Consider the following 25,531-nt stretch of genomic DNA (forward strand, 5'->3'; position numbering starts at 1 on the left):
CCGGTAGTGCCGGCCGCTGGCCGGCAACCGCACGAACCGACGCGGAGATGCGTAGCTGCCGGCCGGCGACCGGCACTACCATTCAGTGTTCAGCGCGGCTTGCGCGTACGCTTTGGCTTTGTGGTATCACCGCCGCTGGCGGCGCTGTCCTGCAGCGCCTGCAGCCAGGACAACGTGTCCACATAGTCGATGAAGTGGCGCAGGTAGCCGGGGCTGGTGGCCTGCATCATGTCGAGCATGCGTTGCACCAGCACCGCCGAGTTCAGTGGGCCGCCATCGGCCGGGGCCTCGGCGCGCAGCGAGCGGCGCACCTGCAGTTCGCTGCGCAGCTCCGACCATTCGCGCCGCACCTGCTGCAGCATCGGCACCTGCGGGTAATGCGGCAGCGAGCGCGACCCCGCATTGAGGTCACGCACCAATGCGCGCAGGCCTTCCAGCGCGGGCGGCTTACTTGGCATCCGGGGCCTTGGGCTTGGGAATCGGGGCGATCTCCACGCGACGGTTGCGCGCGCGGCCTTCCTCATTGGCGTTGGAACTGACCGGCTGCTCGCTGCCGAACGCGGCGGCGAACACGGCATCTGCGGGTACGCCGTCGGCAATCAGGGTACGGGTCACGGTCAGCGAGCGCTGCGCGGACAGCTCCCAGTTGTCGGCGAAGCGGCGGTTGCCTTCGCGCACCGGCGCATCATCGGTGAAGCCGCTGACCATCAGGATCTCTTCGCGGCTGCCCAGATAGGCGGCCAGCGGTGCGGCCAGACTGCGCAGCAGCTCCTGGCCTTCCGGCTGCAGCTGGTCCGAGTTCAGCGCGAACAGCACGCTGCCGCTGATGCCGATGCGGCCGTCGACCAGCGTCACGCGACCGGCAGCCAGCGGGCCAGCCAGCGCCTGTTCCAGGGTCTGCAGGCGCTTGGCCTCGGCCTGGCGCTGCTTCACTTCCTGCTCCAGCCGCTGCGACAGCTCCAGCTGCACCGCGACCACACCCACCAGTATCAGCACGAACGCACCCAGCAGCACCGACATCAGGTCGCCGAAGGCGGCCCAGATCGGTGCGTGCGAGCCGCCATCGACCTCCAGCTCGTCACTCATGCGCTACCGGCCTTGCCGCGGCGGGCGGCCAGCTGCTGCAGCTCTTCCATCACCTGTTTCTGCGACAGCAGGCTGAGGTCGACCACCTCACGCGCCTGCGCCACGTAGTAAGCCAGCTGCTCATCGCTACGGGCCAGCGAGGCATCCAGGGCGCCACCGATCTGTTCCAGGCGGCCGGACAGCGCGGTGGCGGCGGCGCCGAACTGCGCGACCGCTTCACCGAAGGCGCCGGCCAGCTGGCCGACGTCATCCGCGCTGCCGGTGAGTGCTGCCGCAATGCCGTCCAGCTTGCCGGTCTCGGCAGCGATATGGTCGGTGAAGCGGTTGCCGACGCGTTCCAGCAACTCGGCCGAGCCACCGACCAGCGCGTCTACGGCGGTGCGCTGTTCGTGCGACGCATGGTTGACCGCATCGAGCAGCGTCTGCACGGTGGCCAGCAGGCGGCCGCGTTCTTCCAGCATTGCGTTGTCGCGTACCAGGCTCTCGGACAGCGTACTGCGCAGCTCGTTGATGACGTCGGCCGCAGCCTTCGGAGCGGCGGCCGCGGTCTGCAGCAGGGTGGACACTTCGGCCAGCGTGGCACTGGCCTGCGCGCGACCGTTCTCGCCGATCTGCTGTGCGGTGGCCGCCAGCGCGTCGCAGACCTGTTGCTGCTGTGCAGCCAGGCGTTCGCCATTGGCCTGCAGGCGCTCGGCCAGCTCGGTGGAAACGTGCTGCAGGGCATCGCTCCAGCGCTGCAGGCGCTGTTCGTCACCGGCCTGCAGTTGCGCCTGCAGGGCGGCGTGGGCCTGCTGCAACTCGGCGCTGACCGCGTCCCAGCGCGCTTGGCGCTGCTGCTCGCGGCTGTCCAGGCTGGCCTGCAGTTCGGCGTGCGCAGTCGCGGCGGCGGCCTGGGCGGCTTGCCACTGCTGCGAGCGCTGCTGTTCGTGGTCCTGCAGCAGCGACTGGCTGGCCTCGTGGCGCTGTTCCAGTGCCTGCAGCAGTGCCTGCGCGTGCTCGTCCAGCTGCTGGCCGGCCGCCAGCAGCGCCTGCTGCTGGCGCTCGATCAGCGCGCTGTTCAGTGCCTGCTGCTGCTCGATGGCGGCGCGCCAGGCCTCGGCGTTGCCGTTGGCATCGGCCTGCAGGCGCTCGCCGATACGCGCGACGAGTGCTTCGGCGTGCGTGCCCTGGCCATCGCTGAAGGCCTGCAGGTGCTGGCGCAGATCACTCACCAGCGCCTGCTGCGCCTGGGACTGTTCACTCACCACCTTGGCCCAGCTGGCTTCGGTGGCGACCCGGCTGCGTTCGAATCCGTCGCTCAGGCCCGCCAGCTGCTGTTGCACGGCCCGCTCGACACGGGCATGCAACGCTTCGCCATGGTGAGCCAGACCGGCCAGGGTGGTCTCGGCCATCGGCTGCAGCGCGCCACCGATGGCCGCGGCACTGGCTTCGGCACCTTCGCGCAGCGACTGCTGCAGCGACAGGGCCAGGCGTTCCTGCAGCGCCTGGCTCTGCGTCAGGAACTCGGCCTGGCCTGCCAGCAGGCGCTCATTGGCGGCCGCACTGTGCTGTTCAAAGGTGCTGGTCATCGCCTGCAGGCGGTCGACCAGCGCCGGCAGCGCGGCGGACTGTGCCTGCAGCAGGCGCAGCGATTCGGCGCGCTGCCAGGCCTGCGAATACGGGTGCAGGTCGCCGGCAATGGCGCGGTCCAGCTGCTGCACGGCCTGCAGGCGGTCGCGGCGCAGCAGCGCGGCCAACAGGCCGAGCATCGCCGAGCTGGCCACGCCGGCGATCGAGGTACCGAAGGCCACCGCCAGGCCCTGCACCGGCGAGGCCAGCGAGCCGCGGATCGCGGTCATGTCGGTCGCGCTCTGCAGGGCCAGTCCGGTGCCGCGCAGGGTATCCATCATGCCCAGCAGGGTGCCGAGCATGCCCAGCAACACCAGCAGGCCGACCAGGTACGGGGTCAGCACCGGCGCGGGCAGGGCAGTGCGCTCGCCTTCCACGCGCAGGCGCACGGCGTTGCGCAGGCCCACCGGCACGCGCTCCAGCCAGGGGGCGAGGCTTTCCTTCGCGCTGGACAGGTCGTTCAGTGCGGCGCGCAGGCCGTTGCTGGCCTGGCGGTAACGGTACAGCTCCACGCCGCCGGTGATGTAGCAGGCCGCGATGATTGCCGCCACCGCTGCACCCAGCGGATGCACCGAAACGTAGCCAATGCCGATCCAGCACACGGCCAGCAGGCCGACAAGGAAAACAACGACATGGAGAGCAGTTCTGGACATGGTGTTCCGGTCAGTGGGAGCGCAGGGCATCTTGCAGCCCTTCGATCGGGTGGAAGCGCAGCTGCAGCTCGGCGAGCAGCAGCGTGCGCATGTCATGGCGGAAGGCCGCGCGCCAGCCGGGCTGGCCATGCACGCGTTCAAAACGGGCGCCGAGCACCGCAGGCGCGGTGGTCAGCAGGCTGTGCTCGCGCGGGGTGAGGGTCTGTTCCATCACCGCATCAACCTCGGCCAGGCGCGCCAGCTCCGGCGAGACCTGCACCAGCTGGTCTCGCAGGCGGCCGCGCAGGCGCCCGGTGGCGGTCTGGATGGCCTGCTGCAGCACCCGGTAGCGCTGGCGCAGTGAAGCGAAGTCGGGTGCGGCCGCGGCCTCGGCCAGGTCCAGCAGGCGCTCGGCCTCGGCGTCCTCGCGGATCGAGGCCAGCAGGCTGGCATGGGCCTGGGCGCAGTCGGCCAGTACATCCTCGGCCGCCTCGGCAGCTTCGCCGGGCTCGGGCAGGCGTCCGCCCAACGCGCCGGACAGGGCCACGGCACGGCTCCAGTCCACCCACTGGCCGAGGCGATCGGTCAGGACGGGACTGCTGGCCGGCATCGCGCCGTCGCTGAGACGGGCGAGCAGGCGGAGGAACTCCGGTCCACCCAGGACCGGCTGCGCTGCGTTCGCCATCAAGGGGTGAGGGGCCAAAAACCGCTGATTTTACAGCCAGATGACCCCGGCTGGATGAAGGCGGGGCCTGGGTGGCGGTACCCGCAGGCGCGACAAGGCTTAGAATGTCCGGCTGCATCCCCCCGTTCGACCCCTGGAGTACCCCCATGACTGTTGCGCAGTTCTACCCGATCGGCACCCCCGGACAGCCCTGGGGCGACGTGGAACGCGCACAGTGGCGGGCCCGCCAGCAGCGCCAGCGCAGCTACCACGATGACGTGGTGGCCGCCCTCGAGCGCCTGGACGACAGCGTTTTCGACGTGATCCAGTACGGCCAGCTGGACTATGCACCGGACCATTACCCGCTGTTCGCGGTGGTCAACCACGACTGGAACCCGGCGCTGCCGACCGCGCTGATTACCGGCGGCGTACATGGCTACGAAACCAGCGGCGTGCACGGCGCCCTGCAGTTCCTGGAAAAGCAGGCCGAGCGTTACCTGGGCCGGCTGAACCTGATCGTGGCGCCGTGCGTCAGCCCGTGGGGCTACGAGCGCATCCAGCGCTGGAACCCGGGTGCGATCGATCCGAACCGCAGCTTCCGTGACGGCGGCCAGATCGAGGAAGCGGCAGCCCTGATGCGCTGGGTGGCCGAGCGCAAGCCGAACCTGCTGGTGCATCTGGACCTGCACGAAACCACCGACAGCGACCTGCACGAATTCGATCCGGCGCGTTGCGCCCGCGACGGCAAGCCGTTCGAGCGCGACACGATTCCCGATGGCTTCTATGTGATTGGCAACAGCGAAGACCCGCAGGCCGAGTTCCAGAAGGCCCTGATTGCCGCCGTGGCCCCCATCACCCACATCGCCCCGGCAGATGCCGACGGCAACCTGGTCGGCCTGCCGCTGCAGTCGCCGGGCGTGGTCTGGGGCGAGTCGCGTTCGATCGGCGCCTGCGCCGGCTTCACCGACGCACGCTTTGCCACCACCACCGAGGTCTACCCGGACAGCCCGCGCACCAACCCGCAGGAATGCAACGACGCCCAGGTGGCGGCGGTGTGCGCCGGCCTGGATTTCGCCCTGTCGGCGCAGTAGCGCATCAACACGAGGTAGCGCCGGGGCCCTGCCCGGCGGGTCGGGCGTGCGCTAGCCCAGCAGGATCACGCCCCACACCGTACCGACCATCAGCAGCGCGGTGGTCTGTGCGGCGCTGCCCATGTCCTTGGCGTTCTTGGATAGTGGGTGGTGGTCAAGCGAGATGCGGTCGACCACCGCTTCGATGGCCGAGTTGAGCAGTTCCACCAGCAGGCTGATGAAGCAGGCCGCCAGCACCACGGCGCGTTCGACCCTGCTGATGTCCAGCAGGAACCCGGTGGCGATCAGCAGTGCATGCAGCAGCAACAGCTGCCGGAAGGCTGCTTCGCCACGGAAGGTGGCAATGAAGCCATCGCGCGAATGGATCAGCGTATGGAAGATACGGCGAAGCCCGGTCTTGCCGTGCGGGTACTTGCCGCTGTCCCTGGGGTGAAGTGGCTGCATGCCGGTCCTGCCATGAATTGACCTCACGACAGGATGTGCAGGCGGGCGTCGGGAACGCGTCGGACGCGCGTTGGATTTTCCTTCAGCCGCCTTGGCGCTGCGCCTGGATGGCCTGGTCGAGGGCGTCCAGCTCATCCGTCGGCGAGGCCAACCATGCCGGGTACGCCTCGGTCTCGACGAAGGCGGAGGATCGCAGCACGTCATCGAACGCCGGATTGTCCTTCTCCGCATGGCGCAGCAGGCCGGACATCAGCCCGCAGATGCGGACTGCGGCCTGGAAGGCGCCCTGCAATGAACCGGCCGGCTCGGTGACCGTGTTGAGGAAGGCCGCATAGGCCGGCCCATCGAAGACGAAGTCCTCGCGCCGCTGGAAGGCATCACCGTTGAGGTTGGCTTCGCCAGAGACGTGCCGCGAGAATCCCCAGGACCAGATGTCGAGGAAACGCAGGTCATCCAGCATCCGGCGCGCATCGTCATTCAATGGAACGGCGCCGGACAGGGCGTGCTCCAGCGTGGCCGCCGCGAAGGGCTCGGTGCCCTCGTGGGCCAGGAAATCGCTCAGGCAGCGCAGGGCACCGGGATGATGCGGGTCCAGCTGCAGCGCCCGGTAGATCACCCGCGCACCTTCGACGTGACGGCCCTGGGCGATGAAGATGTTGAGGGCATGGTGCGCGAGCTGGTCGGCGCTGAGGTCGGCAATGCGGGTCATCGGGTCTGGCGGGCATGGACGAAAGGTGTGCGCCAGTCTGACAGATCGCTCAATCGGCCGGGCTGCGTGAATCGCGGATCGAATAGATCACCGAGAAGATCTTCCAGCCCTGTTCGGTCCGGACCAGCTGCCACATTTCCTTGCCCCAGTTGGTCTTCACCCCATCGTCGTGAAAGCTGTAGTCAAACGCTACCGAGGCCACATCGCCGTCCGTCTCGATCTTCGTGTTGGAGAACTTCTCCTCCTTCGGCCTGGGCGAGGCCACGGCCCCGTCGATCAGCGCGATGAAGTTGTTGGCGGGGATCTGCCGCGCCTTGATCGCATCGGGCTTGGCCTTGCGGATGTCCTGCAGGCGCGCGTCCTCGGAAACGAACTGCCAGCCGATATCCTCCGGCTTGTCAGAGAAGAACAGGCTCATGTAGGTCGGCTTGTCCTTGTTGATCAGCGAGGTGCGGAACGATTCGACCACCTGTTCGATGGCCTTGACGTCTGCAGGGGCGTTCTGCGCAGCGAAGACCGGCAGCCACGCTGGGAGCAGAAGGACGAGGGCGGCGAAGCGTGCACGTGCGTTGGGCATCATGGGGCCTGGGGAGGAATAGGGGTGGCGCTGGCGCATCACCGCGCGTAGGTTCGCCAGAAGAGCACGTGGTCTTCGGTCCTGTTGATGGAGACGAAGACTGATTTTCCGGATTCCGGCGCGCAGCGAAAGACGCGGTACGACGACTTGAGCGTCCCGTCGCCCGGCCACCAGTATCGATCGAACGCAACAGGATCGCTGCTAGTGAATGTCGTTGCCTGGCAATCCGCAGGCAGCTGCAGTGATACCGCAGGGGGTTTGGTGAAGGCCAGCGCGCTGGTGTTCGAGTCGAGGTCGTGCACCTCGCGCAGGTCGGTCGCCTCGTGGGGCACCCAATCGGGAATCCACCCCTTGTTCACCATGTCGGCGTCGATGGCCTGCTGCTGGGTGTCGAACGAACTGTCCATCACCATACCGCAGGCGCATAGCGCGCTACAGAACGTCAAGGCAATGGCGCGCCTGGCCAATGCGACGGGGCTGGTCATCCTCGTCATCCTCTGCGGCAAGCAGCCTACCCACTTCTTCCGGCGGCAAGCGCTTGAGCCGCTCTCCCAGCCCCGGTCGTACGGCCGGTCGTAGGGTTCTGCATGGCCCTGCGCCTTGCGCGCGCACTGCTTCTCCAACAGGCCGATCTCCTGCGCGATCCTGTCCTTCCGCCTCTTGCCTGCCATCGACGGGCGTCCTTGTGTTCATCCTGAATCATCCGTCGGCGCACGCTATCACGGATGCTGGGCGCCGCAACAGGCCGGTTTGACGTTGAGGAAGGTCTGTGAGGATGATGCGCGGGCGCGCGGCGCAGGAGGGGATCTGTCAATGAGGACACTGATATTGGGGCTTGCCGGTTTGTTCGTGGCATACGTTGCCGGTTGCTCGGCAGTCTCGGCGTGGCATTCCCGCGCGCTTGCCTCGGTTCGGCCGGGGGCGGGCAAGGCCGAAGTACTCCGGGCGCTGGGGCAACCTGACGTGGTGGAGCATGCCGGTCTTCCCTTTACCCGCTATGCCAGCCGTGGATGCAGTGGCCGCTGTGCGCAGCGATGGTGGTATGAGAACCGGCTGGGCCTGGATACCGAGGCGTGGTCGGTGGAACTGGATGCCTCCGATCGCGTGCTCGCAACGTCGCGCTTGACGTCACCCTAGAAGACCGCGAAGAGCGCATGCGTATCCATCGACCTTTCATCTTCATTGCAAGCCTGGCCCTGATGGCGTTGTGCGGGCTGATGGGCGTACTGGTGCTCGTCCATGGCTTCAACGAGCAGGGCCTGCGCTGTGGCAGGCTGTGCTCACTGGAGGTCTCCATTCGCCTGCTCTTCGGTGATCGGGGATTCGAACTGCTGGTGGCGATGGGGCTGTTTGCCACAGCGCTGATGTGCGGGCATATCGCACTGCGGGAGGGCATGCATGCCGGGCGGCCGCGGAGGCAGGTGCAGCGTCGGGGGCGTAAGCGCCGCCGACCGTCACAGCCCCGGTCGTGAGTATCCCTCCACGTGGCGTGCTGCCGCGCGGAGGGACACCGCAGGAGGTCTCAGCGATGCAGCGCGTCGATGATCAAGCCGGTCGCGATCTCCACCAACAGGTACTCGGTGTCGGACTGGCGCACCCAGCGCTGGCCGCGACCCGGATTGCGCAGGTCATAGCGCGCGTAGTCGTCTACCCAGTAGCGGCGGTCCACTTCGGCCCAGGGCAGGCGGTCGCCACGACGCCAGGCCTTCTTCTGCCAGCCCGGCGGCGGCGCATCGCGGTTGTGCGGGCCGCCTGCATGCGGCGGCGGGCCGTTGCCGCGGGCGTGGTGCGGCGGATCGGCGAAGGCGGGGGCCGCAGCCAACGCGGTGGCGGTGGTCAAGGCGATGGCAAGCAAACGTGTGGTCTTCATGGAGATGCCTTCGTCATGGCCGCGGCATGCGGCGCTGTGGCGGGAATATAGGGCAGGCAGCGTGAATGAATACGGGTGTGCGCGGCACTTTCCTGAACACACGGCGTGACGTGCAGTCGCCGCCCCGGAACGGATCAACGGGTCCCGTCCCGGGCCGGATCCGTTGCGCCCCAACCACCGCCCAGTGACAGGAACAGATCCATCTGGCGATCGACCCGGTCCGCGCGCGATGCGGCCAATGCGGACTCCGCATCTGCCAGTGCGGCTTGGGTCGAAAGCACATCGAGAAAATCGATCCTGCCGAAACGGTAGAGCTGCTGCGCCTGCCCCGCGGCCCGCGCTGCGTCCCCACGCGCCTGTGCCAGGCTGTGCTCGCGTTCGAGCTCCTGCGTGCAGGCAGAAAGCGCAGTCTCGGTCTGGCGCAGTGCCTGCAGCACCGCGCCGTCAAAGGAAGCAAGAGCGGTATCTGCATTGGCACCGGCCGCTGCGATGCGGGCCTTGGCCACGCGGCGGTTGGGCCAGTGCCATGACAGCAGCGGCCCGACGCTCGCCCCGAAACTGTCGGCGGAAAGCAGCTGCCGTCGCATGCCCGCCGTGCCCAGGGAAGCGCCCAGGGTGACCCGCGGATAAAGTTCCGCAGTCTCTACGCCGATCATCGCTGTGGCCGCGGCAAGGCTACGCTCCGCGGCACGTATGTCGGGGCGCCGCTGGAGCAGCTGCCAGCCCTCACCGACCGGCAGCGCCTGCCCCAGCTCCGGGGGGCGCGGGCACGCTTCCGCCTCCCTCGGATAGTCTGCCGGCACCCTGCCCATCAGTGCGGCCAGTTCGAACAGTGCGGCCTGGCGCTTCGCCAGCAGGTGCGGTATCCCCGCCGCGCTGCGGTTGACCGCGGCTCCGGCACGGCTGACATCGAAGTCCGTTCCGCGCCCGCCCGCGGCCAGGCGACGGGTTGCCTCCAGCGTGGCGCGCTGTATCGCCAGCACCTGCCGGGTCGCAGCGAGCGTGTGATTGCTTGTGCAGATCTGGAGATAGGCACGGGTGACGGCCGCAGCGACGACCACGCGGACCTGGTCCCGTGCTGCAGCGACAGCCTCCGCGTCCGCGTTGGCGGCTTCGATGCCGCGGCGGATGCCGCCTGCAAGATCCAGTGGATAGGAGAGGTGAAGGCCCAGCGCATAGGACTGCGGCGCGGCCGACGCCTGGGTGTAACCACCGGCATGGGTGAGCGTGCCCGATGCATCCACCTCGGCCTGCACGGCACCGCGCGCGCGGTACTCCAGCACGGTAGCGCTGGCGCGCCGAAGATTGGCATCAGCGGCGCGCAGGTCGGTGTTGGCCGCCAGTGCTTCGCGCACGTAGCCGTCAAGCTGGGTGTCGCCATACAGTTCCCACCACCGATCCGGTGGCGCGTCGTGGCTGAACGATGCCTCCCGGCCCGAGACGAACGCCTGCGCCGCGTGTGTGGAGGCAGCGACGGCATTCGCAGGCAGGTGATAGTCGGGGCCGGAGACGCAGGCCGTCATCGGCAGCAGCAGGGCAAGCAGCCCACCGCGTAGTGTTTGCAGGCTCACTTGCAGGTTCCCTGTGCCGAGGGCGTGATGGTCACACTCGCAGTGCGACCGACGATCAGGCGGGTATCCGGCGGCGCATCATCGATACGGATGCGTACCGGAATGCGCTGTGCCAGCCTCACCCAGGTATAGGTCGGCGCCACGGCGGGCAGCAGGTTGTGCGTGCTTGAGCGCTGATCGTCGGCAATGCCGGCGGCGATGGTATCCACGTGCCCGCGCACGTCGTGGTCGTCGCCCATCAGCCGGGCCACCGCGGCATCGCCCTCGGTGATGCAGCCCAGCTTGGTTTCCTCGAAATAGCCCTCGATGCGCAGGCTGCGGGTGTCGATCAGCGCCAGCGCCTGTGCCCCCGGCTGCAGGTAGTCGCCCGCGTGCAGGTCCAGGTTGGTGACGATGCCATCGGTGGTCGCGCGCACCTCGGTGCGTTGCACATTGAGCCGGGCAACGCGCTGTTCGGCCCGCGCCTGCGCCAGGGCGGCCAGCTCGGTATCGACCTTGGCGGCATTGCGTTCGCGGGTTTCCGAAGCGACCAGGTTGCCCAGTGCGTTGTCCCGCGTCGATTCGCGGCGGGCCAGCGCCAGCGTGGCGCGTGCGCTGCTGGCCGCTGCGTCGGCCTTCTCAAGTGCGGCAGCGAAGCGCGGCTGGTCCAGCACCAGCAGCAGCTGTCCGGCGCTCACCCGCTGGTTATCGTGCACCAGCACCTGGGTGACCAGCCCCCCCATGTCTGATGCGACGCGCACCACGTCGGCGCGCACCCGTCCATCGCGCGTCCACGGGCGTGTTTCGTAGCGATGCCAGATGGCCAGTGCAGCGACGACGGCAATTGCGAACACCACCAGGGTTGCGCTCCAGCGCCCGATGACAGCAAGCGTGTGTGTCATCTCATTTCTCGAACAGGGGCGCGAGCCGGATCATCAGCTCCGCCAGGATCACGAACAGGGACAGGCCCACCAGTGGCCACGCGGCAAACAGCCGGTACAGGCCGAGGCTGGCGAGCAGGCGCGAGGCCACTATCGACAGCGCCAGCGCGGCGACGGCCACCGCAAGCAGGCCGGGAATCAGCACGCCATCAATCGAAAGATCAGGAAGCATGAGCTCAGCGCCGATGAGTGAGCGGAGATACGAGAAGGTCGCGGCGCAACCCGCAGAGCAGGTGCGACAGTTGCTCCCGATCAGCCCCGCTGCTGGCCGCCGCAGCCTCGCGCATGCGGTCCAGCAGTTTCAGAAGATGGATGTCGCCACTGCTTGGCGCGCGAGTGCGCATCCTGAAATGTGCGGCGATGCGCTCGACCAGCGCGGCGTGAAGCGACTGGGTGCGCGGATCGTCCAGGCGCCTGCCCAGTGCGCGGAGTTGGCTGGATGCACGTGCCGCACGAACCTCCGCAAACAATGCCCGCAGGTCGCGTCCCGCACTGGAACGGCCCTGCAGCCTGGGAGCGAGCAGCCCGATTCGATCCAGCATGCGGCTGAGCCAGGCGCGTGTCACATCACCTTGTCCGGCGGCGTGTCGTGCGATGTCCCGGCGGATCGAACGCTCCAGCCGAGCGCGGTTGCGGCCCGCATCGGCGGTCTGGAACAGCTGCATGCTGCACAGTGCCACCGTCGTACCGACGAACAACGCAACGCTGTTGTTGAGTGCGCCGACGATGTTGAACGAATTGGTCGCGCCCAGGCCTGCGATGATCGGGAAGGTCAGTACCACGCCCAGGGCGGCCATGATGAAGGGCGGCCGGGCCAGGAACGATCCGCACAGCAGCAGCACCGGCGCGAGCGCGGCAATCAGGCCGGTGATATCGGGCAACGCGGGGAAGATCAGCAGACCGTAGAGCAGGCCGACGGCCACGCCGATGCACGATCCCACCAGGTAGCGCATGACATGCGGCGCAGGCGCTTCGATCGTGCCGAACAGCACGCACGCCGTGCCGACGATGGACACCGCCGTGGCGCCCTCCGACCAGCCGGTAACGATCCACAGAACGCAGCTCAGCAGGATGCCGACGAACGCGCCCAGCGCGCTGCGCAGGGCAAGCCGATGATCCCGGTGAAGTACCGCACCCTGCACATGTCGCGCAAGGCGGGCAGGTACATGCCGGCGCCAGTCGGGGCGGGCAATGTGCAGTTGTGCCTGCAGCACGCGGCAGTCGGCGTGGGCCAGGTCGAGCTCGGCCTGTTGCGCGGCGAGGCCGGTCTGCATCAGCTCGCGCCAGCCAGGCGAATCCATGGCGCTGGCCTGTGATGAGCGCAGCCGTGCGATGGAATCTTCCACCGCGCTGGACAGCAGCAGGACGTCCAGCATCCGGTCATGCACGGCACGCAGGATCTGCACCTGGGCCACGCCGTGGGCGCTGTCGAAGGGCAGGTGGATCGACAGCACATGCAGCTCGAGCAGGTCGGCGGCCACTTTCGAGCGGTCCGTCGCCAGTACCGTGTCCGATGCACCGGCGCGCATGTCCCGTGTCCATCGTTCCGCATCATCCAGCACGGCAGCAACCCGTGCGTGCACGCGCGACGAAACCCGGCGCGGCAGCACCAGCCCATGGACCAGCGTGGCGGCCAGGATGCCGATGGCGATTTCCTGCACCCGTGTGATGGCGATGGTGAACACGTCTGCCGGCACCATCACCGCCGGAAACCCGATCAGGCTGGTGGTATAGCCGGCCAGCAGGAACGCATAGGCACGTGGCGTGCGGTCGAGCATCGCCAGATACAGGCACAGCGCCATCCACGTGGCGAGCGCGGCGCTCAGCACCAGGGGAGCATTGGCGAAACGTGGCACCAGCACGACGGTGGCGACGGCCCCGCCCACGGTACCCAGCAGGCGGAACAGGCCGCGGCTGAGGGTCGCCCCGGACAGGGGCTGCGACACCAGATAGACCGTGCCGATCACCCAGAACGGGCGATTCAGACCGATCCTTAGAGAGACATACAGCCCGAGCGACGCTGCGAGCAGGCATTTGAGCGAGAACAGCACCGCCTCCTGATCGGTCCTGAGGGTAGGGCTTTTCAACCTGGCGAATGCCTGGAACACGCGCGGACGGGCAGGGGTGGGGGAGTGCATGCGGCTCATGCTAGTGATCGGCCGCACTGGCGAATTTCGCTACAATGACAACCAATCGCTAAAACCGGTCAATGTGAGAATGGCTCGCATTTCGCTCCCCGGCTTTGACCTGGACCCGGACGAGACCGATCGCCCGGCGGTCGCCAGCCGCCTGCAGGTGGCTGAGCACGACGCGGAAATTCCCGTGCATGAGCACCGCAAGGGCCAGCTCATTCTTGCTCTGCATGGCGCGGTGACCTGCGAAGTGGCCAATGCGTTGTGGATCGTGCCGCCCCAGTGTGGCGTCTGGATCCCGGGCGGCATGCCGCACAGCAATCGCGCCACCGCCAACGCGCGCCTGTGCTACCTGTTCGTCGAGCCCGGCGTCGTCGACCTGCCGGCGCAGTGCGTGACGCTGGCGATCTCCCCGATGCTGCGCGAGATGATCCTGCACCTGGCCGACGCGCCGCTGGACTATCCGCATGGCAGCCACACCGACCGGCTGGCGCGGGTGTTGCTGGACGAGCTGGTACAGATGCCGGCCGAGCACCTGTCGTTGCCGGTCAGCCCTCACCCGAAGGTGCGGGCGTTGGCGGCGGCGCTGTCGGCGGATCCGGCAGATCGCAGCACCATCGGCCAGTGGGCCATGCGCCTGGCCCTGGGCGAGCGCACGTTGACCCGCCTCATCGAACGCGAAACGGGATTGTCCTTCGGGCGCTGGCGGCAGCAGCTGCACCTGCTCATCGCCATTCGGGAACTCGCCGCCGGTGCACCGGTACAACGCGTTTCCGAGACGCTGGGCTATGAGTCGGTGACGGCCTTCATCACAATGTTCAAGAAAGCGCTTGGCCTTTCCCCGGCGCGGTACTTCGCGGTGCGCCTGCGCGGGCAGTAGCGGGGAACAACGGGGGAAGCCGTTGCCCGGAACGGCTACTTCGAGGTGTCGGAGACCGATTGAATCGCGGCCACCACCGCAGCAGGTTCCTCGCGCTGGAGGGTGTGGCCGGTTGCCAGGTAGCGGTGCGAGCCGCGCGTGAAGCCCGAGAAGAGCAGGGCGTGTGCTGGTAGTGTTGTGAGCTATGAACACGGACTCCCTGTAGAAGAAGTCATGGGAGCCGGGCGTAGGCCGCTGAATGGCCACGGATGCTTGAATCTGTGACCGGTTACGCGACTCCACACTTGAACGTGCAAACGTCTTCAACGATAAAGGCGGCATGTGGCACTGCCGCATACCGGACCAGGGACGATCCGAAGCATGACGCGGGGCACAGCTCCGCGTTCTCGTTCCCGCCGGCGCTGTGTTCGTCCAGGAAGGAGAACAGGGATGTTGGAACGACTGAAGACCATTTCGTGTGCCGTGCTGGCGATCGTTGCCGTTGGCTGCTTCGGCCCTGCAGTGGCCCAGGCGCAGGAAAGCAAGATCACGTGGCGTATTTCGCAGCCCGGCGGCAATTCGACGCAGTACAAGACCCAGCAGGCGGCAGTGCAGGCGATCAAGAGCCTGCCCGCACCCAGCCCGTTCCCGCCCGAGTTCCAGTTCGGCTGGCAATCTGTCGACAAGATCAAGTCGAAAGTCGTGGACTTGAACGGAAACACGTCGATCACCTACTGGATGGGAAAAGCGCAACCTTCGGATCCAGACTGGACCTATCTGAGCACGGCGGAATTTACGACCGAAGAGGCGATGGTCGCGAGCTATCTCGCGGGCGTCCAGGCCGCCAATCCTGTCTGTCCGGGGGCTGCTGTGACTCCACAGGGAGACTGGTTCTCCGGTGTGCCCGAAATGGAGGGCGTGGTCGAGTCCAGGTACTATCAGATCACGCGTATGATTGGGCAGAACACAGCCGAATCGCCCTGCACGCCCCACGTGAGTCAGGCGGCCTTCGGCCGCAAGCGCCGCCTTGATTGCCCTGTTCCGCTTACGCAGTGGTCCAACAAGCACAACGCCTGCGTCAACGAGGACTTCGTTGCGACCATCACCTCGAAGTCGCAGAAGTGCGACAAGGACGGCGGCAACGGTAGCTGCCCCATGTCCCGCAACGATACAGCGGCGAACATGAGTCCGATTCCCGACAAGGACCCGGCCTCCAACGGCGGTACCTGCGACGGCAATGTCGGCAACCCATGTGATGTCAAAACGGGCGAGAAGTACGAGATCGCGCCGGACTTCGATCTGGGCTGGATCGCGCTGACGCGCTTCTATCACTCCGGCATCTCCACCTCATCCGGTGGCTTCGGCTATGGCTGGACCCATTCGCTGGGCGCCCACCTGGCACTGGACGGCGTTGACAGCGTGGGCATCATTGAAAGCACCGGTTTCCAGCGTGCATTCAAGAAGATCGGCCAAGCCTATGAGGCGGACGACGACAGTGGTGACCGTCTGGTCCAGAACGGCAACTGGACACTGTACTCGGCGGGCTCCATCTCGACCTTCGGCGCGGACGGACGTCTGACCGCCAAGCGCTTCCCGGATGGCACGTCGCTGACCTACATCTATGACGACAGCGACCGCCTTGCGGCGGTCACCCACAGCAGTGGCCGCACACTGGAGTTCGTTTACCAGTCCAATGACTATGAGGCGCTGATCAGTTCGGTGCTGGTCGAGGGCGTTGCGCTCGCCACCTATACCTACACGCCGCAGAACCAGGTCGCCACGGTGACCTATGCGGGTGGTGGTGTGCGGACATATCACTACGAGAACCAGGACTTCCCCCAGCACCTGACCGGCATCACCGCCGAGGACGGTCGCCGCTACAGCACCTTTACCTACGATTCCATCGGTCGTGTGATCTCCAGTCAGCATGCCGGCGGTGCCGATGGCGTGACACTGGCCTACAGCCCCAATGGTGGTGCGGTGGTGACCGACGCGCTGGGGCGGCAGACCGATTACACCCTGACACCTGGCGGCGACACCGCGCCGTCGCGCAAGGTAACTGGCCTGACGGATTCGCAGGGAACCGTCAGCCGGACCTACTACGACCAGAGTGTCGACTTCCGCCGGCGCCTGGATACCTACACCGATCGCCGCGGTATCCAGACCAAGCACACCTATGCGCAGGGTTCCGATCCGGTGAGTGGTCGTGCCGTCAGCATCCATACCGTGACCGAAGCGTTCGGCCTGCCCGAGCAGCGGGTGGTGACCACCGCGCGCGACGTCGAAACCAATGCGGTGCTGACCACCCGCATCGGCAATCGTGAAACCCGAACGTCCTTCAATGCCCGGCGCCAGCCAACAACCAACACGGTGACCGACATCGCGTCCGGTCAGACGCGCATCACCAGCTACACCTACTGCGAAGCCGCTGATGTGGCTGCGGCAGGGGGCTGCCCTGTGGAAGGGCTGCTGAAGAGCGTGGATGGCCCGCGCACGGATGTGGCCGATGACGTTACCTATGCCTATTACTCGGCGGATGATGCAGGGTGCGCGACCGGAGGTGCCTGCACCTATCGCAAGGGCGACCTGCGCAGCGTGACCAATGCGCTGGGCCAGACGGTCGAGACCTCGGCCTACGACGCGTTCGGGCGGCCGTTGTCGGTCAAGGACGCCAACGGCGTGGTGACTGATTACACCTACCATCCCCGCGGCTGGCCGACCTCCATCACCGTGCGCGGCGCGACCACTGCCGAGAATCGGGTCACCCAGATCAGCTACTGGCCGACCGGTCAGGTGCAACAGATCACCGAGCCCGACGGCAGCAGCGTTTCCTATGTCTACGATGCGGCGCTGCGCTTGACCGATATCGAGGACAACGCGGGCAACACGATTCACTACACGCTGGACAATGCCGGCAATCGCCTCAAGGAAGACACGCTCGATGCAGGCGGTACCCTGCGCCGTACCCTGGCACGGACGTTCAACACGCTCGGCCAGCTGACCGCACTGAAGGACGCAGGCAACCACGCCACCGGCTTTGCCTACGATGCCAACGGCAACCCGCAGACGATCACCGACGCCCTGCAGCGCGTGACCAGCCAGCAGTACGACCCGCTGAACCGCCTGGCACAGACCCTGCAGGACGTCGGCGGCGTGGCGGCGGAGATCCGCAGCCAGTACAACGCGCTGGACCAGGTCACCCAGGTCACCGACCCGAAGGGCCTGCACACCATATACGCCTATAACGGCTTCGGTGATCTGACTGGACAAGTCAGCCCCGACACTGGCGCCAGCAGCTTCACCGTGGATGCGGCAGGCAACCGCAAGACGGCCACCGATGCACGCGGCGTCACCGCCACCTATCACTACGATGCACTCAACCGCCTGATCGGCATCGCCTATCCGGACCCCAATCTGGACGTGGGCTACAACTATGACGTGGCGCCGACCGCCTGTGCCGCCGACGAGCGCTTCGCCAAGGGACGGCTGGGGCAGGTGCTGCATGCCAATGGCAGCACCCAGTACTGCCATGACCGCTTCGGCCAGGTCACCCGCAAGGTGCAGACCGTCAACGGCGTTGCCAGTACGCTGCGCTATGCCTACAGCAAGTCGGGGCGCCTGACCGCGTTGACCTACCCCGACGGCAGCGTGGCTGACTACGTGCGCGATACCCAGGGCCGCATCAGCCAGATCGGTCTGACCCGCCCCGGCCAGGCGCGCCAGATCGTGGTGAACAACGTGACCTATGCGGCCTTCGGCCCGGCGACCGGCTGGACCTACGGCAACGGCCGCCAGCTGCAGCGTCCGTTGGATCTGGATTACCGCCCGCAGGCGGTGCACGACCCGGCCGCGGGCGGACTGTCGCTGGGCTATGGCTACGATCCCGTCGGTTCGATCACCGAGCTGAAGAACGGCACAGGCTCGACGGTGCTGGCCAAGTACGCCTATGACGCGCTGGGTCGCCTGACCCAGACCCAGGACGGCGCGACCGGCACCCCGATCGAAACCTATGCCTATGACGCCACCGGCAATCGCACCGCGCTGACCACCTCGGCAGGCACCGCCAGCTACACTTATCCCGCAACCAGCCATCGCCTGACTGCTGTGGATGGCGAGGCACGCAGCCATGACGCAGCGGGCAATACCACCAGTATTGGCAGCAAGGCGTTCACCTACAACGATGCCAACCGCATGAACGCGGTGAAGCAGGGTAACGCCACACTGGAGAGTTACGTTTACAACCACCGCGGCGAGCGCGTGCTGCGTACCCCGGCTGGTGGCGCAGCACAGATCACGTTGTACGACGAAGCTGGGCAGTGGCTGGGGAACTACTCGGCCACGGGCCAGGCGCAACAGCAGGCCATCTGGCTGGACAACTACCCGGTGGCACTGATCAACACGCCGGCTACCGGCGTGCCGGAACTGGCCTACTTGCAGCCGGATCATCTGGGTACGCCCCGTGTGGTGATCGACGCGGCGCGCGATGTGGCGATCTGGGAGTGGAGCAACAAGAGCGAGGTGTTCGGCAACCAGATTCCGAGTGCCGATCCGGATGGCGATGGTGTGGCGTTTGAACTGGCGCTGCGCTTCCCGGGGCAGCAGGCGACGGATGCGAGTGGGTTGTTCTACAACTACTTCCGTGACTATGATCCGGCGTCGGCCAGATACGTGGAGAGCGATCCCGTTGGGTTGAACGCCGGCATCAGTACGTATGGCTACGTGATCTCGAACCCCGCCCGATTTACTGATCCGCTTGGGCTGACGACGACGCTAATAACGACATACGATTTCGGTATTGCAAACCATTCGGCGATTCATGTTTCGATACCTGGCAAGCCTGATTTCCTGTACGACCCTTCCGGCACCTACGCACCTGGTGGTCGTCGAGGAACCGGTGGGCTATTTGAGGGGCGCGATGCTAGCTTGGCCAGCTACAAAAAGTATCAGGTGGGAACTGGTAGCCGAGTTGAATTAACGGTAATCCCTTTGACTCCGGAGCAAGAGTTAACTCTCATTGCGAACGCGGAGGAATGGGGGGATGCACGTGGCTTCTGGTGTGCGAGCCACGTGTCCGGCGCGTTGGATGGAATGTGTGGGATAAAGCAAACACTCTTCCCGGGTGTTCTTCACAAGAGTGCAAAGGCGGCAGAATGTCCAGTCAAATGAAGGATAGGCTTATCTCATCATTGATATGCTTCACTCTATCTGCTTCTGTGAATTCTGCGGGATGGATATGGATATCCGCTTTCATGAAGATAGGAGCGATGCGAGTTCCATACGTACTGCTTCTCTCACTACTTCTTTCGGTTACATTCTATGCGCTCTCTCGATGCGAAAGTATGCGCCGCATCCCGCGAAGTTTAGTGGTGGGGTTGATCGCTGGTCTCGTACTCGGGGTCGTGGCTGTCACTTCTTCCAATCTGGCAATTGATGGGGGGGGGCGCTTGCTTCTACAGAGCCTTGAGAGATTCGGAGCAACGGCGTTGGTAGCAGACCTTTGGCCGTCGCTATTACTTGGAAGCTGGCTTGTGGGGGCGGTCGCATTTTGCGGGGCGTCGGTTTACTTAAGGCGAGCGTTCCTGGGGACGCCATGAATAATCGCCGCAGAGCCTTGGATTTCGACCGCGCTGAATTGATCCTATGCCTGCGGCGCCACCGGTAATGGCCGCGCTGACCACCTCGGCGGGAACTACCAGCGGGAATACGACGCTGCGACCGGACGCTATACGCAAGCGGATCCCATAGGCCTGTCCGGCGGCATCTCCGCCTACGGGTACTCGAGTGCCTCTCCGCTTCGCGCGGTTGACCCACTTGGGCTTGAGCCTGTGTTCGACACAAGTACGTGTGGCGGACAACTGGGAATGGTGACTTGTGATGGCAATGGAGGGTTCCTGGTCAGTGTCTGCAATTCGGGCTGCGACAAGATATGCACCGTTATGCATGAGCGAAACCATAAGACGTTACTGGAAAAGAGGGTTCCTAATGCCTGCGTGGGTAGGCCCAAAGGTGCAAGTCCATTCCCAAAGAACTGGGAATATGGTGGGATCGAGCATCGGCAGCTGGCAAATGAGCTTGAGTGCCTTGCATATCAAGAGCAGATGATCTGTGCAACTCGGCTGCGCGGCGGCGGACTCGGAGGCGCCGCAGTAGACAAGGCTTACAGCAGGGCAGTAAAGGAAAGGAGCGACAGGCAATGCGATGCAATCGGATACTAGCCATCCTCTCGCTCGTTCTGGGCCAGCTGGGGTGCCGTGATGAGGTGGAGAGTTCAACGTACCCCATGGGTCAGACGGGAAAGACTTGCACTGTCTACAAAGGCTTTGATCGCCAGCCTCCAGAAGTGGTTGTTGCCGAACTGGTCAGACGGGGGGTGGACAGTCGCAGGTTGATCCATAAAACAGTTTGCGGCTCGATCACCAGTTGGGAGATCCTTCCTGCAGGGGCGTCGATCAATCGGATACCTCCCCCAGATACCTATGTGAACCTCTGGCTGAGGGAAGACGGCTCTGTCTCCGTCAGTACGGACCGCCCTTGATGTCGGCGCTGCCCCTGATGCTCACGCATCGGACCAGCGCCCCTGTGCAATAGGCCTGCCAAGTGGGGAACTGCGCTCACTCAGCGTCATCCGGGTGAGCCTCGCGTGGTGATCGATCGGTCGTCCGATGTCTGGGCTTGGGAGTGGAGCAACAAGAGCGAGGTGTTCGGTGGCTGGATCCGGAGTGCTGATCCGCAAGACGATGGAGTGGTGTTTGAACTCGGCCTGCGCTTTCCCGGCCAGCAGGTGACTCGCGCGAGTGGCTCGATCAAAACATCAAGGACGACTCTGCCGCTGACTCCGCTGCGGATCAGCTGGCAAATCGCCTCGGACGATCATCTGGACAAATGGACCGTACGGGGAGTTGCTCGCAGATGTGCGGGAGCTTATCGTCCGGGTGGAAGCTTCCCCTACTGATGACTCGGACGCCTCAAATGCACGCTGCCAAGCTGCTCCCAATCGTGACGCTGTCAATCACACTTTCTGGTTGCATGGAAGTTGCCAGCACCGAGTATGCAGACCGCAACCAAGCCGTCTCAAGACAAGCAATCGGTGAATCGAAGTGGTTGCCTTCATGGTTGCCTGAGGACGCAGTCAACATACGCGAGTCGCACGACATGGACACAAATGAATCGTGGCTGGTTTTCCGCCTTACCAGTGGGGTTCTTGCTTTGCCCGAAGACTGCAGGCTAGTGAGCAGGCCGGAGATGTCCGACGCGCGAGTCATGCGGAGATTTCCTCAGTTTGCCCGCAACGCGTGGTCGCGAGCGTCAAGCTATGGCGGCAAGTTCTATCTGTGCCCGGAGGGTAATGTTGGTCGCTGGGTCATGCGCGATGAACAGCTGGGCCTTGTTTACAGCGGAATAAAATTCTAGGTGGATGGACGGTCTCACCTGGCAAGCGAATGCGTGAGTGGCATTTGGCAGCCTCCTTTTCCGGCACCTGATTCGGCAGTTTCCGGCTGAGCGTCGTGTGTGGGAGGGGTTCTGGGATATCGGCCCCATGGGCTATGGTGGCTGTAGGACAGGCGGCAAGTAGAGGCGAATAGAAATGAAAGGCAATCTGAGAGAAAGAGATGCGCTGTCGCCAACTGGCTTCTATGACCAATACTATGCGGATAGTGGCCTGGATCAGGAAATCGTAGGGGAGCTGCTGGAGCATGTTGCAGACGAGCTTCGTTTGCCCTCCGGGAAGCTTCGTCCTGGAGATCGATTTTCGAAGGAACTGTCGCCTGGTGAAGCTCATAGCTGGGACTCGGGCTATGGAGTTTTAATATTCGAGCTTCAATCGCTCGCAAGAAAACGTGGTATTGCAGTCGATCGGCGGGTGGATTCGCTCGACGACTACATTCGTATCATGGCGGGTATCTATTGATGAGATTGATGCGTTCCTGAATGGCTATTGGCATGAGACGTCGCAGTGCGTACTGAGGATTCGGGGATGCCAAAGGTGAGGTGGGTGTGCCGCAGCTGTCATTGCCGGTCTGGTTCTGGCCGGCTGTGCAACATTGGGTGGCGATATGATCGTGCGCGTCTCGGGAAGCGTGCCGCCAGGTCAGGGTGACGTTCGCGCTCTCGATTGTGAGCTGAGCATGCTCGGGGAGGGCGAAGGTGTAGTTTCGTCGAAACCGGTTGGAAGCACATTCTCGGTCCCCATGATGGTCGTTGCAGGGCCGGAACCCCAGAGCTACCAATTCGCCGTTGAATGCAGGGACGGCCGGAGGTTCGCATCCAAGCCGGTGCAGATCAGTAGTCGGCGGTCCTATGCCCGGGATCTCAATCTTGGGGAGCTTCAGGAGCGGTGAGAGAGAGGAAGGGGCGACCGGGGTCGCACCTCCGTGGTATGCATCTGACGGATTCCAGTGGATGAATGATGATTTCAACTTGCTCGAATGGTGTGACGCCACGTTGCTGGCCATCAACATTGACAGGAGCAAACCTGGCGTATGCGACGAGGTAAAGGTCCACGTGCGCTGGCCGGACGGCCGGCAGGCAACCGTCTGCTTCTCGGAAGCCTACGGGTGCTCGGCGCTCATGAACTTCGGCGTACTGGGGGAGGAGGGAATAGAGTTCGCCAGGGTCGAGGACGACGAGCCGGGGCTTGCTCATCTTCTTGATCGTTGGAAGGCGGTTGGCTATCCGTTGTCCGGCCTGAAATGTTTCCGTATCGAGACCACCTCGACCGGAAGCGTAATTCTCATCTACGCCAGGACATGGCGGATCGAGCATCTGCCGATGGCGGGTGCAGTGCCCTGAAGGACATTCCGTGCCCAGATTCCTCACCCCGACAAGGTCTCCCTCATCCGGGGGAAGGCGCCTGAGAAGACCGAGCGGAGACGTGCTTGGTTTCACGATTTTTGGCCCTGCGGCGACGTTGGCCGCCACACTCTGCAAATTGAGGCCTTGATGATGGTGAGGATCCTGACAGCACTACTTCTGATTGGAGTCGGACTTGGATTCTCTGGCGGCGCATGGGCTGTAGGAAAGCGGCCCTTCAAGATGATTCAGTTCTGCGTGCATGACCAAGAGGGCGTGAATCGGTTCAAGCAGACCCTCAGCTCTATCGCCAAGGACGAAGGAATGCAGTACTTCGATGGCAGCGCTGAATTGGATCGCCAGCTTGCCAGGGCAAAGGTGGACGTGAGGCGCCCTGTCGTCTACGTCGGAGTGAAGCGGGAAGATGGCTCAGGACTGGAGGCGGGGAACCTCGGATTGGATCGCTTCGAGATAGCTATCGGCTTCTCTGAAGGGAAGATGCCCGCCGAGGCACTGTCATTCTCTGTTCGCGTCGAACGTACCTTGGCCGAGCGCTGGAATGTACTCGCGATTCCCTCGGCGAAGGGCGCTACGCCGCTGGCATGTCGGGTGGAAGGCGGTTCTCGTTGAAGTCCGTTGCACATGACATTCACCCTTCGGGCTGCAACCGCCCCACCGCCTGCGCGCACAGCGACTGGCAAGCCATGACCAACCCCTCCATCACCCGGTCGCCCACGTACTCTTCCGGTTCGCCGTTCTGCCGGGTGCGTTCGGCCGCCAGCAGCATTTCCAGCACCACCCGCAACCCGGTCAACGCGCAATCGGCGTCGGCCAGGGCGAGGCAGCGTCCGGGCAGCTGATGCCGCTCCGGCCACGGCTGCCCGTCAGCCGCCGCACCGGAGCCGATGCGGTGGAGGTTGGCAATGAAGGTGTTCCTGTCCACTGTTGGCGCAGCCTGTGGCGAACCGTCGTCGCCGGCGGTGCTGCGGTAGGCGTGCAGATGCGGGAAGTCCGATTCGTTCATGGCAAGGCTCCGTGCAGGGCAATCGGTAGCCGCCACCCATAAAAGTGGCGGGCGGTGCATGGTTCGAATCCGGGTTGGTCCCAAGCCGGTGGGCGCGAACGCCCCCACGCACCGCCCGCCATAGCCGGCAGACGGATTGCCAGCCGGCGCCACGGAATGTGGACGCCGACTGGCAAGCGCAATCACTCAGGACCAACTCGGGATTCGAAACCCGGCCACCCTTTTCCGGTGGCACGCCATCTGAGCCCCTGGCGCTGTGCAATGCCAATCAGAAGAGTTGTAAACATCACTCGATTGGAGACGCTTTCGGCATTCTCCCACGCTGTTAAGCCCCGCCAGTGCTGGCTGGCGTAGTGATCCGCCCGCAGCGTGCAATCTGCGACAGGTGTCGAGGTTGTCACGGCGAACGGGATGGGCCGGGAGGGCCTATCACGACAGGCGGTGCCAATTCAGGCTGCGGGCTGTCCCGGGTTGACGCTTTCAACGCCCCAGCGCACTCTGCGGGCTGGGGTCGACAACCCGTTCAGGGGCAGGGCTGCAGGGTGGTACCAGGAGGCGGAACAGCCATGAGCCAACTCACCGACAGCTTCGGACGCAGCTTTCCGTACCTGCGCTTGTCGCTCACCGAAGCCTGCAACTTCCGGTGCAGCTACTGCCTGCCCGACGGTTACCAGGCCGACGGCCACCCACGTTTCCTGCAGGTGGATGAGATCGGCCGTCTGGTGCGGGCCTTTGCGGCGCTGGGGATGAGCAAGATCCGCCTGACCGGCGGCGAGCCCAGCCTGCGCAAGGATCTGGACGAGATCATCGCCACCGTGGCGGCGGTGCCGGGTATCCGCAAGGTGGCCATCACCACCAATGGCACGCTGCTGCCGCGGCGCCTGCCGGGCTGGCACCGCGCCGGCCTGACCGCGCTGAACGTGAGCATGGACAGCCTGCAGCGTGAACGGTTCAAAACCATCACCGGGCATGACCGCCTGCCGGAGATCGAACAGGGCCTGGCGCTGGCGCAGGCGTTGGGCCTCCCGGCGATCAAGCTCAACGCGGTGCTGCTGCGTGGCCTGAACGACGACGAGCTGCCGCAGTGGATGGACTACCTGCGTGACCGACCCTTCAGCGTGCGCTTCATCGAACTGATGCGCACCGGCGACAACGAAGCCTATTTCCAGCGCCACCATCTGCGCGCCGATCGGGTGATCGAGCAGCTGCTGGCCGCTGGCTGGCACGAGCGGCCGCGAGCCGCCGATGCCGGGCCGGCGCGCGAGTTCGTGCACCCGGAGCATCGCGGCAGCATTGGGATCATCGCGCCGTATTCGCGTGACTTCTGCAAGGGCTGCAACCGCCTGCGGGTGACCGCCAAGGGTGACCTGCGGCTGTGCCTGTTCGGCGAGTTCGGCGTGCCGCTGCGCCCGCTGCTGCAACGCGATGATGACCATGACGCGCTGCTGGCACGCATCACCACCCAGCTTGGCCTGAAAGCGGCCGGGCACGGACTGCACCAGGGCCAGACCGGGCTGATCCCGCACCTGGCCTCGATCGGAGGATGAGCAACAC

Annotated in this window: 23 protein-coding genes and 3 pseudogenes; 11 read left to right on the forward strand and 15 right to left on the reverse strand. The window is 65.1% G+C overall.

What is annotated here, in order from left to right; genetic code table 11:
- Window positions 1-89: 89 nt before the first annotated feature.
- The 4 genes from AC2A1N_RS18885 to AC2A1N_RS18900 are packed head-to-tail and all read right to left on the reverse strand — an operon-like array spanning window position 90 to window position 4,011.
- Window positions 90-524, reverse strand: coding sequence for a DUF2894 domain-containing protein (locus AC2A1N_RS18885; RefSeq protein WP_429001061.1), 435 nt, complete (start codon window positions 522-524; stop codon window positions 90-92).
- Entirely contained in the window at window positions 448-1,086 is a 639-nt protein-coding gene (locus AC2A1N_RS18890; protein WP_061479995.1) for an OmpA family protein, read from the reverse strand. Before AC2A1N_RS18890 ends, AC2A1N_RS18885 begins: the two co-directional genes overlap by 77 nt.
- Window positions 1,083-3,347, reverse strand: a complete 2,265-nt coding sequence (locus AC2A1N_RS18895; protein ID WP_242893630.1) for a DUF802 domain-containing protein — start codon at window positions 3,345-3,347, stop codon at window positions 1,083-1,085. The genes AC2A1N_RS18890 and AC2A1N_RS18895 overlap by 4 nt, the downstream gene beginning before the upstream one ends.
- A 10-nt stretch (window positions 3,348-3,357) precedes the next feature.
- Window positions 3,358-4,011 (reverse strand): DUF3348 family protein, encoded by a 654-nt coding sequence (locus AC2A1N_RS18900; RefSeq protein ID WP_242893627.1) that lies wholly within the window; start codon window positions 4,009-4,011, stop codon window positions 3,358-3,360.
- Between the two features lie 146 nt (window positions 4,012-4,157).
- Here AC2A1N_RS18900 and AC2A1N_RS18905 point away from each other — a divergent pair, with 146 nt between their 5' ends.
- The gene (locus AC2A1N_RS18905; RefSeq protein WP_242893624.1) at window positions 4,158-5,081 is read left to right on the forward strand and encodes a M14 family metallopeptidase; all 924 of its coding nucleotides are present in this window, start codon (window positions 4,158-4,160) and stop codon (window positions 5,079-5,081) included.
- Window positions 5,082-5,132: 51 nt separating this feature from the next.
- Here the strand turns inward: AC2A1N_RS18905 and AC2A1N_RS18910 are convergent, their stop codons facing one another.
- The 4 genes from AC2A1N_RS18910 to AC2A1N_RS18925 form a co-directional block, all read right to left on the reverse strand.
- Window positions 5,133-5,525 (reverse strand): diacylglycerol kinase, encoded by a 393-nt coding sequence (locus tag AC2A1N_RS18910; RefSeq protein WP_242893620.1) that lies wholly within the window; start codon window positions 5,523-5,525, stop codon window positions 5,133-5,135.
- An 82-nt stretch (window positions 5,526-5,607) separates the two neighbouring features.
- Entirely contained in the window at window positions 5,608-6,234 is a 627-nt protein-coding gene (locus tag AC2A1N_RS18915; RefSeq protein ID WP_061479990.1) for a hypothetical protein, read from the reverse strand.
- A 49-nt stretch (window positions 6,235-6,283) separates the two neighbouring features.
- On the reverse strand, window positions 6,284-6,814 hold the full coding sequence (locus AC2A1N_RS18920; RefSeq protein WP_061479989.1) for a Cif family virulence factor: 531 nt from the start codon (window positions 6,812-6,814) through the stop codon (window positions 6,284-6,286).
- Window positions 6,815-6,849: 35 nt separating this feature from the next.
- A complete protein-coding gene (locus AC2A1N_RS18925) occupies window positions 6,850-7,482 on the reverse strand; it encodes a YbbD-related protein (RefSeq protein WP_242893617.1) in 633 nt (210 codons plus the stop codon).
- 483 nt (window positions 7,483-7,965) lie between these two features.
- On the opposite strand from AC2A1N_RS18925, the gene AC2A1N_RS18930 reads away from it, so the two are divergent.
- Window positions 7,966-8,283: a hypothetical protein gene (locus AC2A1N_RS18930; RefSeq protein WP_061479987.1), complete on the forward strand. Its 318-nt coding sequence runs from the start codon at window positions 7,966-7,968 to the stop codon at window positions 8,281-8,283.
- 50 nt (window positions 8,284-8,333) lie between these two features.
- On the opposite strand, the gene AC2A1N_RS18935 is transcribed toward AC2A1N_RS18930, so the two are convergent.
- The 5 genes from AC2A1N_RS18935 to AC2A1N_RS18955 all read right to left on the reverse strand — a co-directional run bounded on the left by AC2A1N_RS18935 (window position 8,334) and on the right by AC2A1N_RS18955 (window position 13,310).
- On the reverse strand, window positions 8,334-8,681 hold the full coding sequence (locus tag AC2A1N_RS18935) for an RcnB family protein (protein ID WP_021204235.1): 348 nt from the start codon (window positions 8,679-8,681) through the stop codon (window positions 8,334-8,336).
- 134 nt (window positions 8,682-8,815) lie between these two features.
- The gene (locus AC2A1N_RS18940) at window positions 8,816-10,252 is read right to left on the reverse strand and encodes an efflux transporter outer membrane subunit (protein ID WP_242893614.1); all 1,437 of its coding nucleotides are present in this window, start codon (window positions 10,250-10,252) and stop codon (window positions 8,816-8,818) included.
- Complete coding sequence (locus tag AC2A1N_RS18945; RefSeq protein ID WP_484373149.1) at window positions 10,249-11,133, reverse strand: HlyD family secretion protein; 885 nt, start codon at window positions 11,131-11,133, stop codon at window positions 10,249-10,251. The genes AC2A1N_RS18940 and AC2A1N_RS18945 overlap by 4 nt, the downstream gene beginning before the upstream one ends.
- A gap of 1 nt (window position 11,134) precedes the next feature.
- On the reverse strand, window positions 11,135-11,344 hold the full coding sequence (locus tag AC2A1N_RS18950; protein ID WP_154350967.1) for a DUF1656 domain-containing protein: 210 nt from the start codon (window positions 11,342-11,344) through the stop codon (window positions 11,135-11,137).
- 4 nt (window positions 11,345-11,348) lie between these two features.
- Window positions 11,349-13,310, reverse strand: a complete 1,962-nt coding sequence (locus tag AC2A1N_RS18955) for an FUSC family protein (RefSeq protein WP_242893608.1) — start codon at window positions 13,308-13,310, stop codon at window positions 11,349-11,351.
- A 79-nt stretch (window positions 13,311-13,389) separates the two neighbouring features.
- Here AC2A1N_RS18955 and AC2A1N_RS18960 point away from each other — a divergent pair, with 79 nt between their 5' ends.
- Entirely contained in the window at window positions 13,390-14,184 is a 795-nt protein-coding gene (locus AC2A1N_RS18960) for an AraC family transcriptional regulator (RefSeq protein WP_061479982.1), read from the forward strand.
- Between the two features lie 35 nt (window positions 14,185-14,219).
- Here AC2A1N_RS18960 and AC2A1N_RS18965 read toward each other — a convergent pair.
- Window positions 14,220-14,348: pseudogene (locus AC2A1N_RS18965) on the reverse strand (alpha/beta fold hydrolase); the annotation flags it as partial.
- Window positions 14,349-14,613: 265 nt separating this feature from the next.
- On the opposite strand from AC2A1N_RS18965, the gene AC2A1N_RS18970 reads away from it, so the two are divergent.
- The 7 genes and pseudogenes from AC2A1N_RS18970 to AC2A1N_RS19000 all read left to right on the forward strand — a co-directional run bounded on the left by AC2A1N_RS18970 (window position 14,614) and on the right by AC2A1N_RS19000 (window position 23,583).
- Window positions 14,614-19,329, forward strand: a complete 4,716-nt coding sequence (locus AC2A1N_RS18970) for an RHS repeat-associated core domain-containing protein (RefSeq protein ID WP_484373152.1) — start codon at window positions 14,614-14,616, stop codon at window positions 19,327-19,329.
- A gap of 521 nt (window positions 19,330-19,850) precedes the next feature.
- Window positions 19,851-20,378: pseudogene (locus AC2A1N_RS18975) on the forward strand (RHS repeat domain-containing protein); the annotation flags it as partial.
- Between the two features lie 407 nt (window positions 20,379-20,785).
- Window positions 20,786-20,962: pseudogene (locus AC2A1N_RS18980) on the forward strand (RHS repeat domain-containing protein); the annotation flags it as partial.
- 170 nt (window positions 20,963-21,132) lie between these two features.
- A complete protein-coding gene (locus tag AC2A1N_RS18985; protein WP_154350965.1) occupies window positions 21,133-21,573 on the forward strand; it encodes a YbbD-related protein in 441 nt (146 codons plus the stop codon).
- A gap of 175 nt (window positions 21,574-21,748) precedes the next feature.
- Complete coding sequence (locus AC2A1N_RS18990) at window positions 21,749-22,072, forward strand: hypothetical protein (RefSeq protein ID WP_154350964.1); 324 nt, start codon at window positions 21,749-21,751, stop codon at window positions 22,070-22,072.
- Window positions 22,073-22,563: 491 nt separating this feature from the next.
- The gene (locus AC2A1N_RS18995; RefSeq protein WP_154350963.1) at window positions 22,564-22,953 is read left to right on the forward strand and encodes a hypothetical protein; all 390 of its coding nucleotides are present in this window, start codon (window positions 22,564-22,566) and stop codon (window positions 22,951-22,953) included.
- A gap of 150 nt (window positions 22,954-23,103) precedes the next feature.
- Window positions 23,104-23,583, forward strand: a complete 480-nt coding sequence (locus tag AC2A1N_RS19000) for a hypothetical protein (protein ID WP_242894338.1) — start codon at window positions 23,104-23,106, stop codon at window positions 23,581-23,583.
- A 19-nt stretch (window positions 23,584-23,602) separates the two neighbouring features.
- On the opposite strand, the gene AC2A1N_RS19005 is transcribed toward AC2A1N_RS19000, so the two are convergent.
- Window positions 23,603-23,977, reverse strand: coding sequence for a hypothetical protein (locus AC2A1N_RS19005; protein WP_049413538.1), 375 nt, complete (start codon window positions 23,975-23,977; stop codon window positions 23,603-23,605).
- A 566-nt stretch (window positions 23,978-24,543) separates the two neighbouring features.
- Between AC2A1N_RS19005 and moaA the strand changes: the two genes are divergently transcribed.
- Window positions 24,544-25,524 (forward strand): GTP 3',8-cyclase MoaA, encoded by a 981-nt coding sequence (gene moaA / locus AC2A1N_RS19010; protein ID WP_154350961.1) that lies wholly within the window; start codon window positions 24,544-24,546, stop codon window positions 25,522-25,524.
- The last annotated feature ends 7 nt before the right edge of the window (window positions 25,525-25,531 follow it).

The organism is Stenotrophomonas maltophilia group sp. SKK55, from assembly GCF_057179845.1.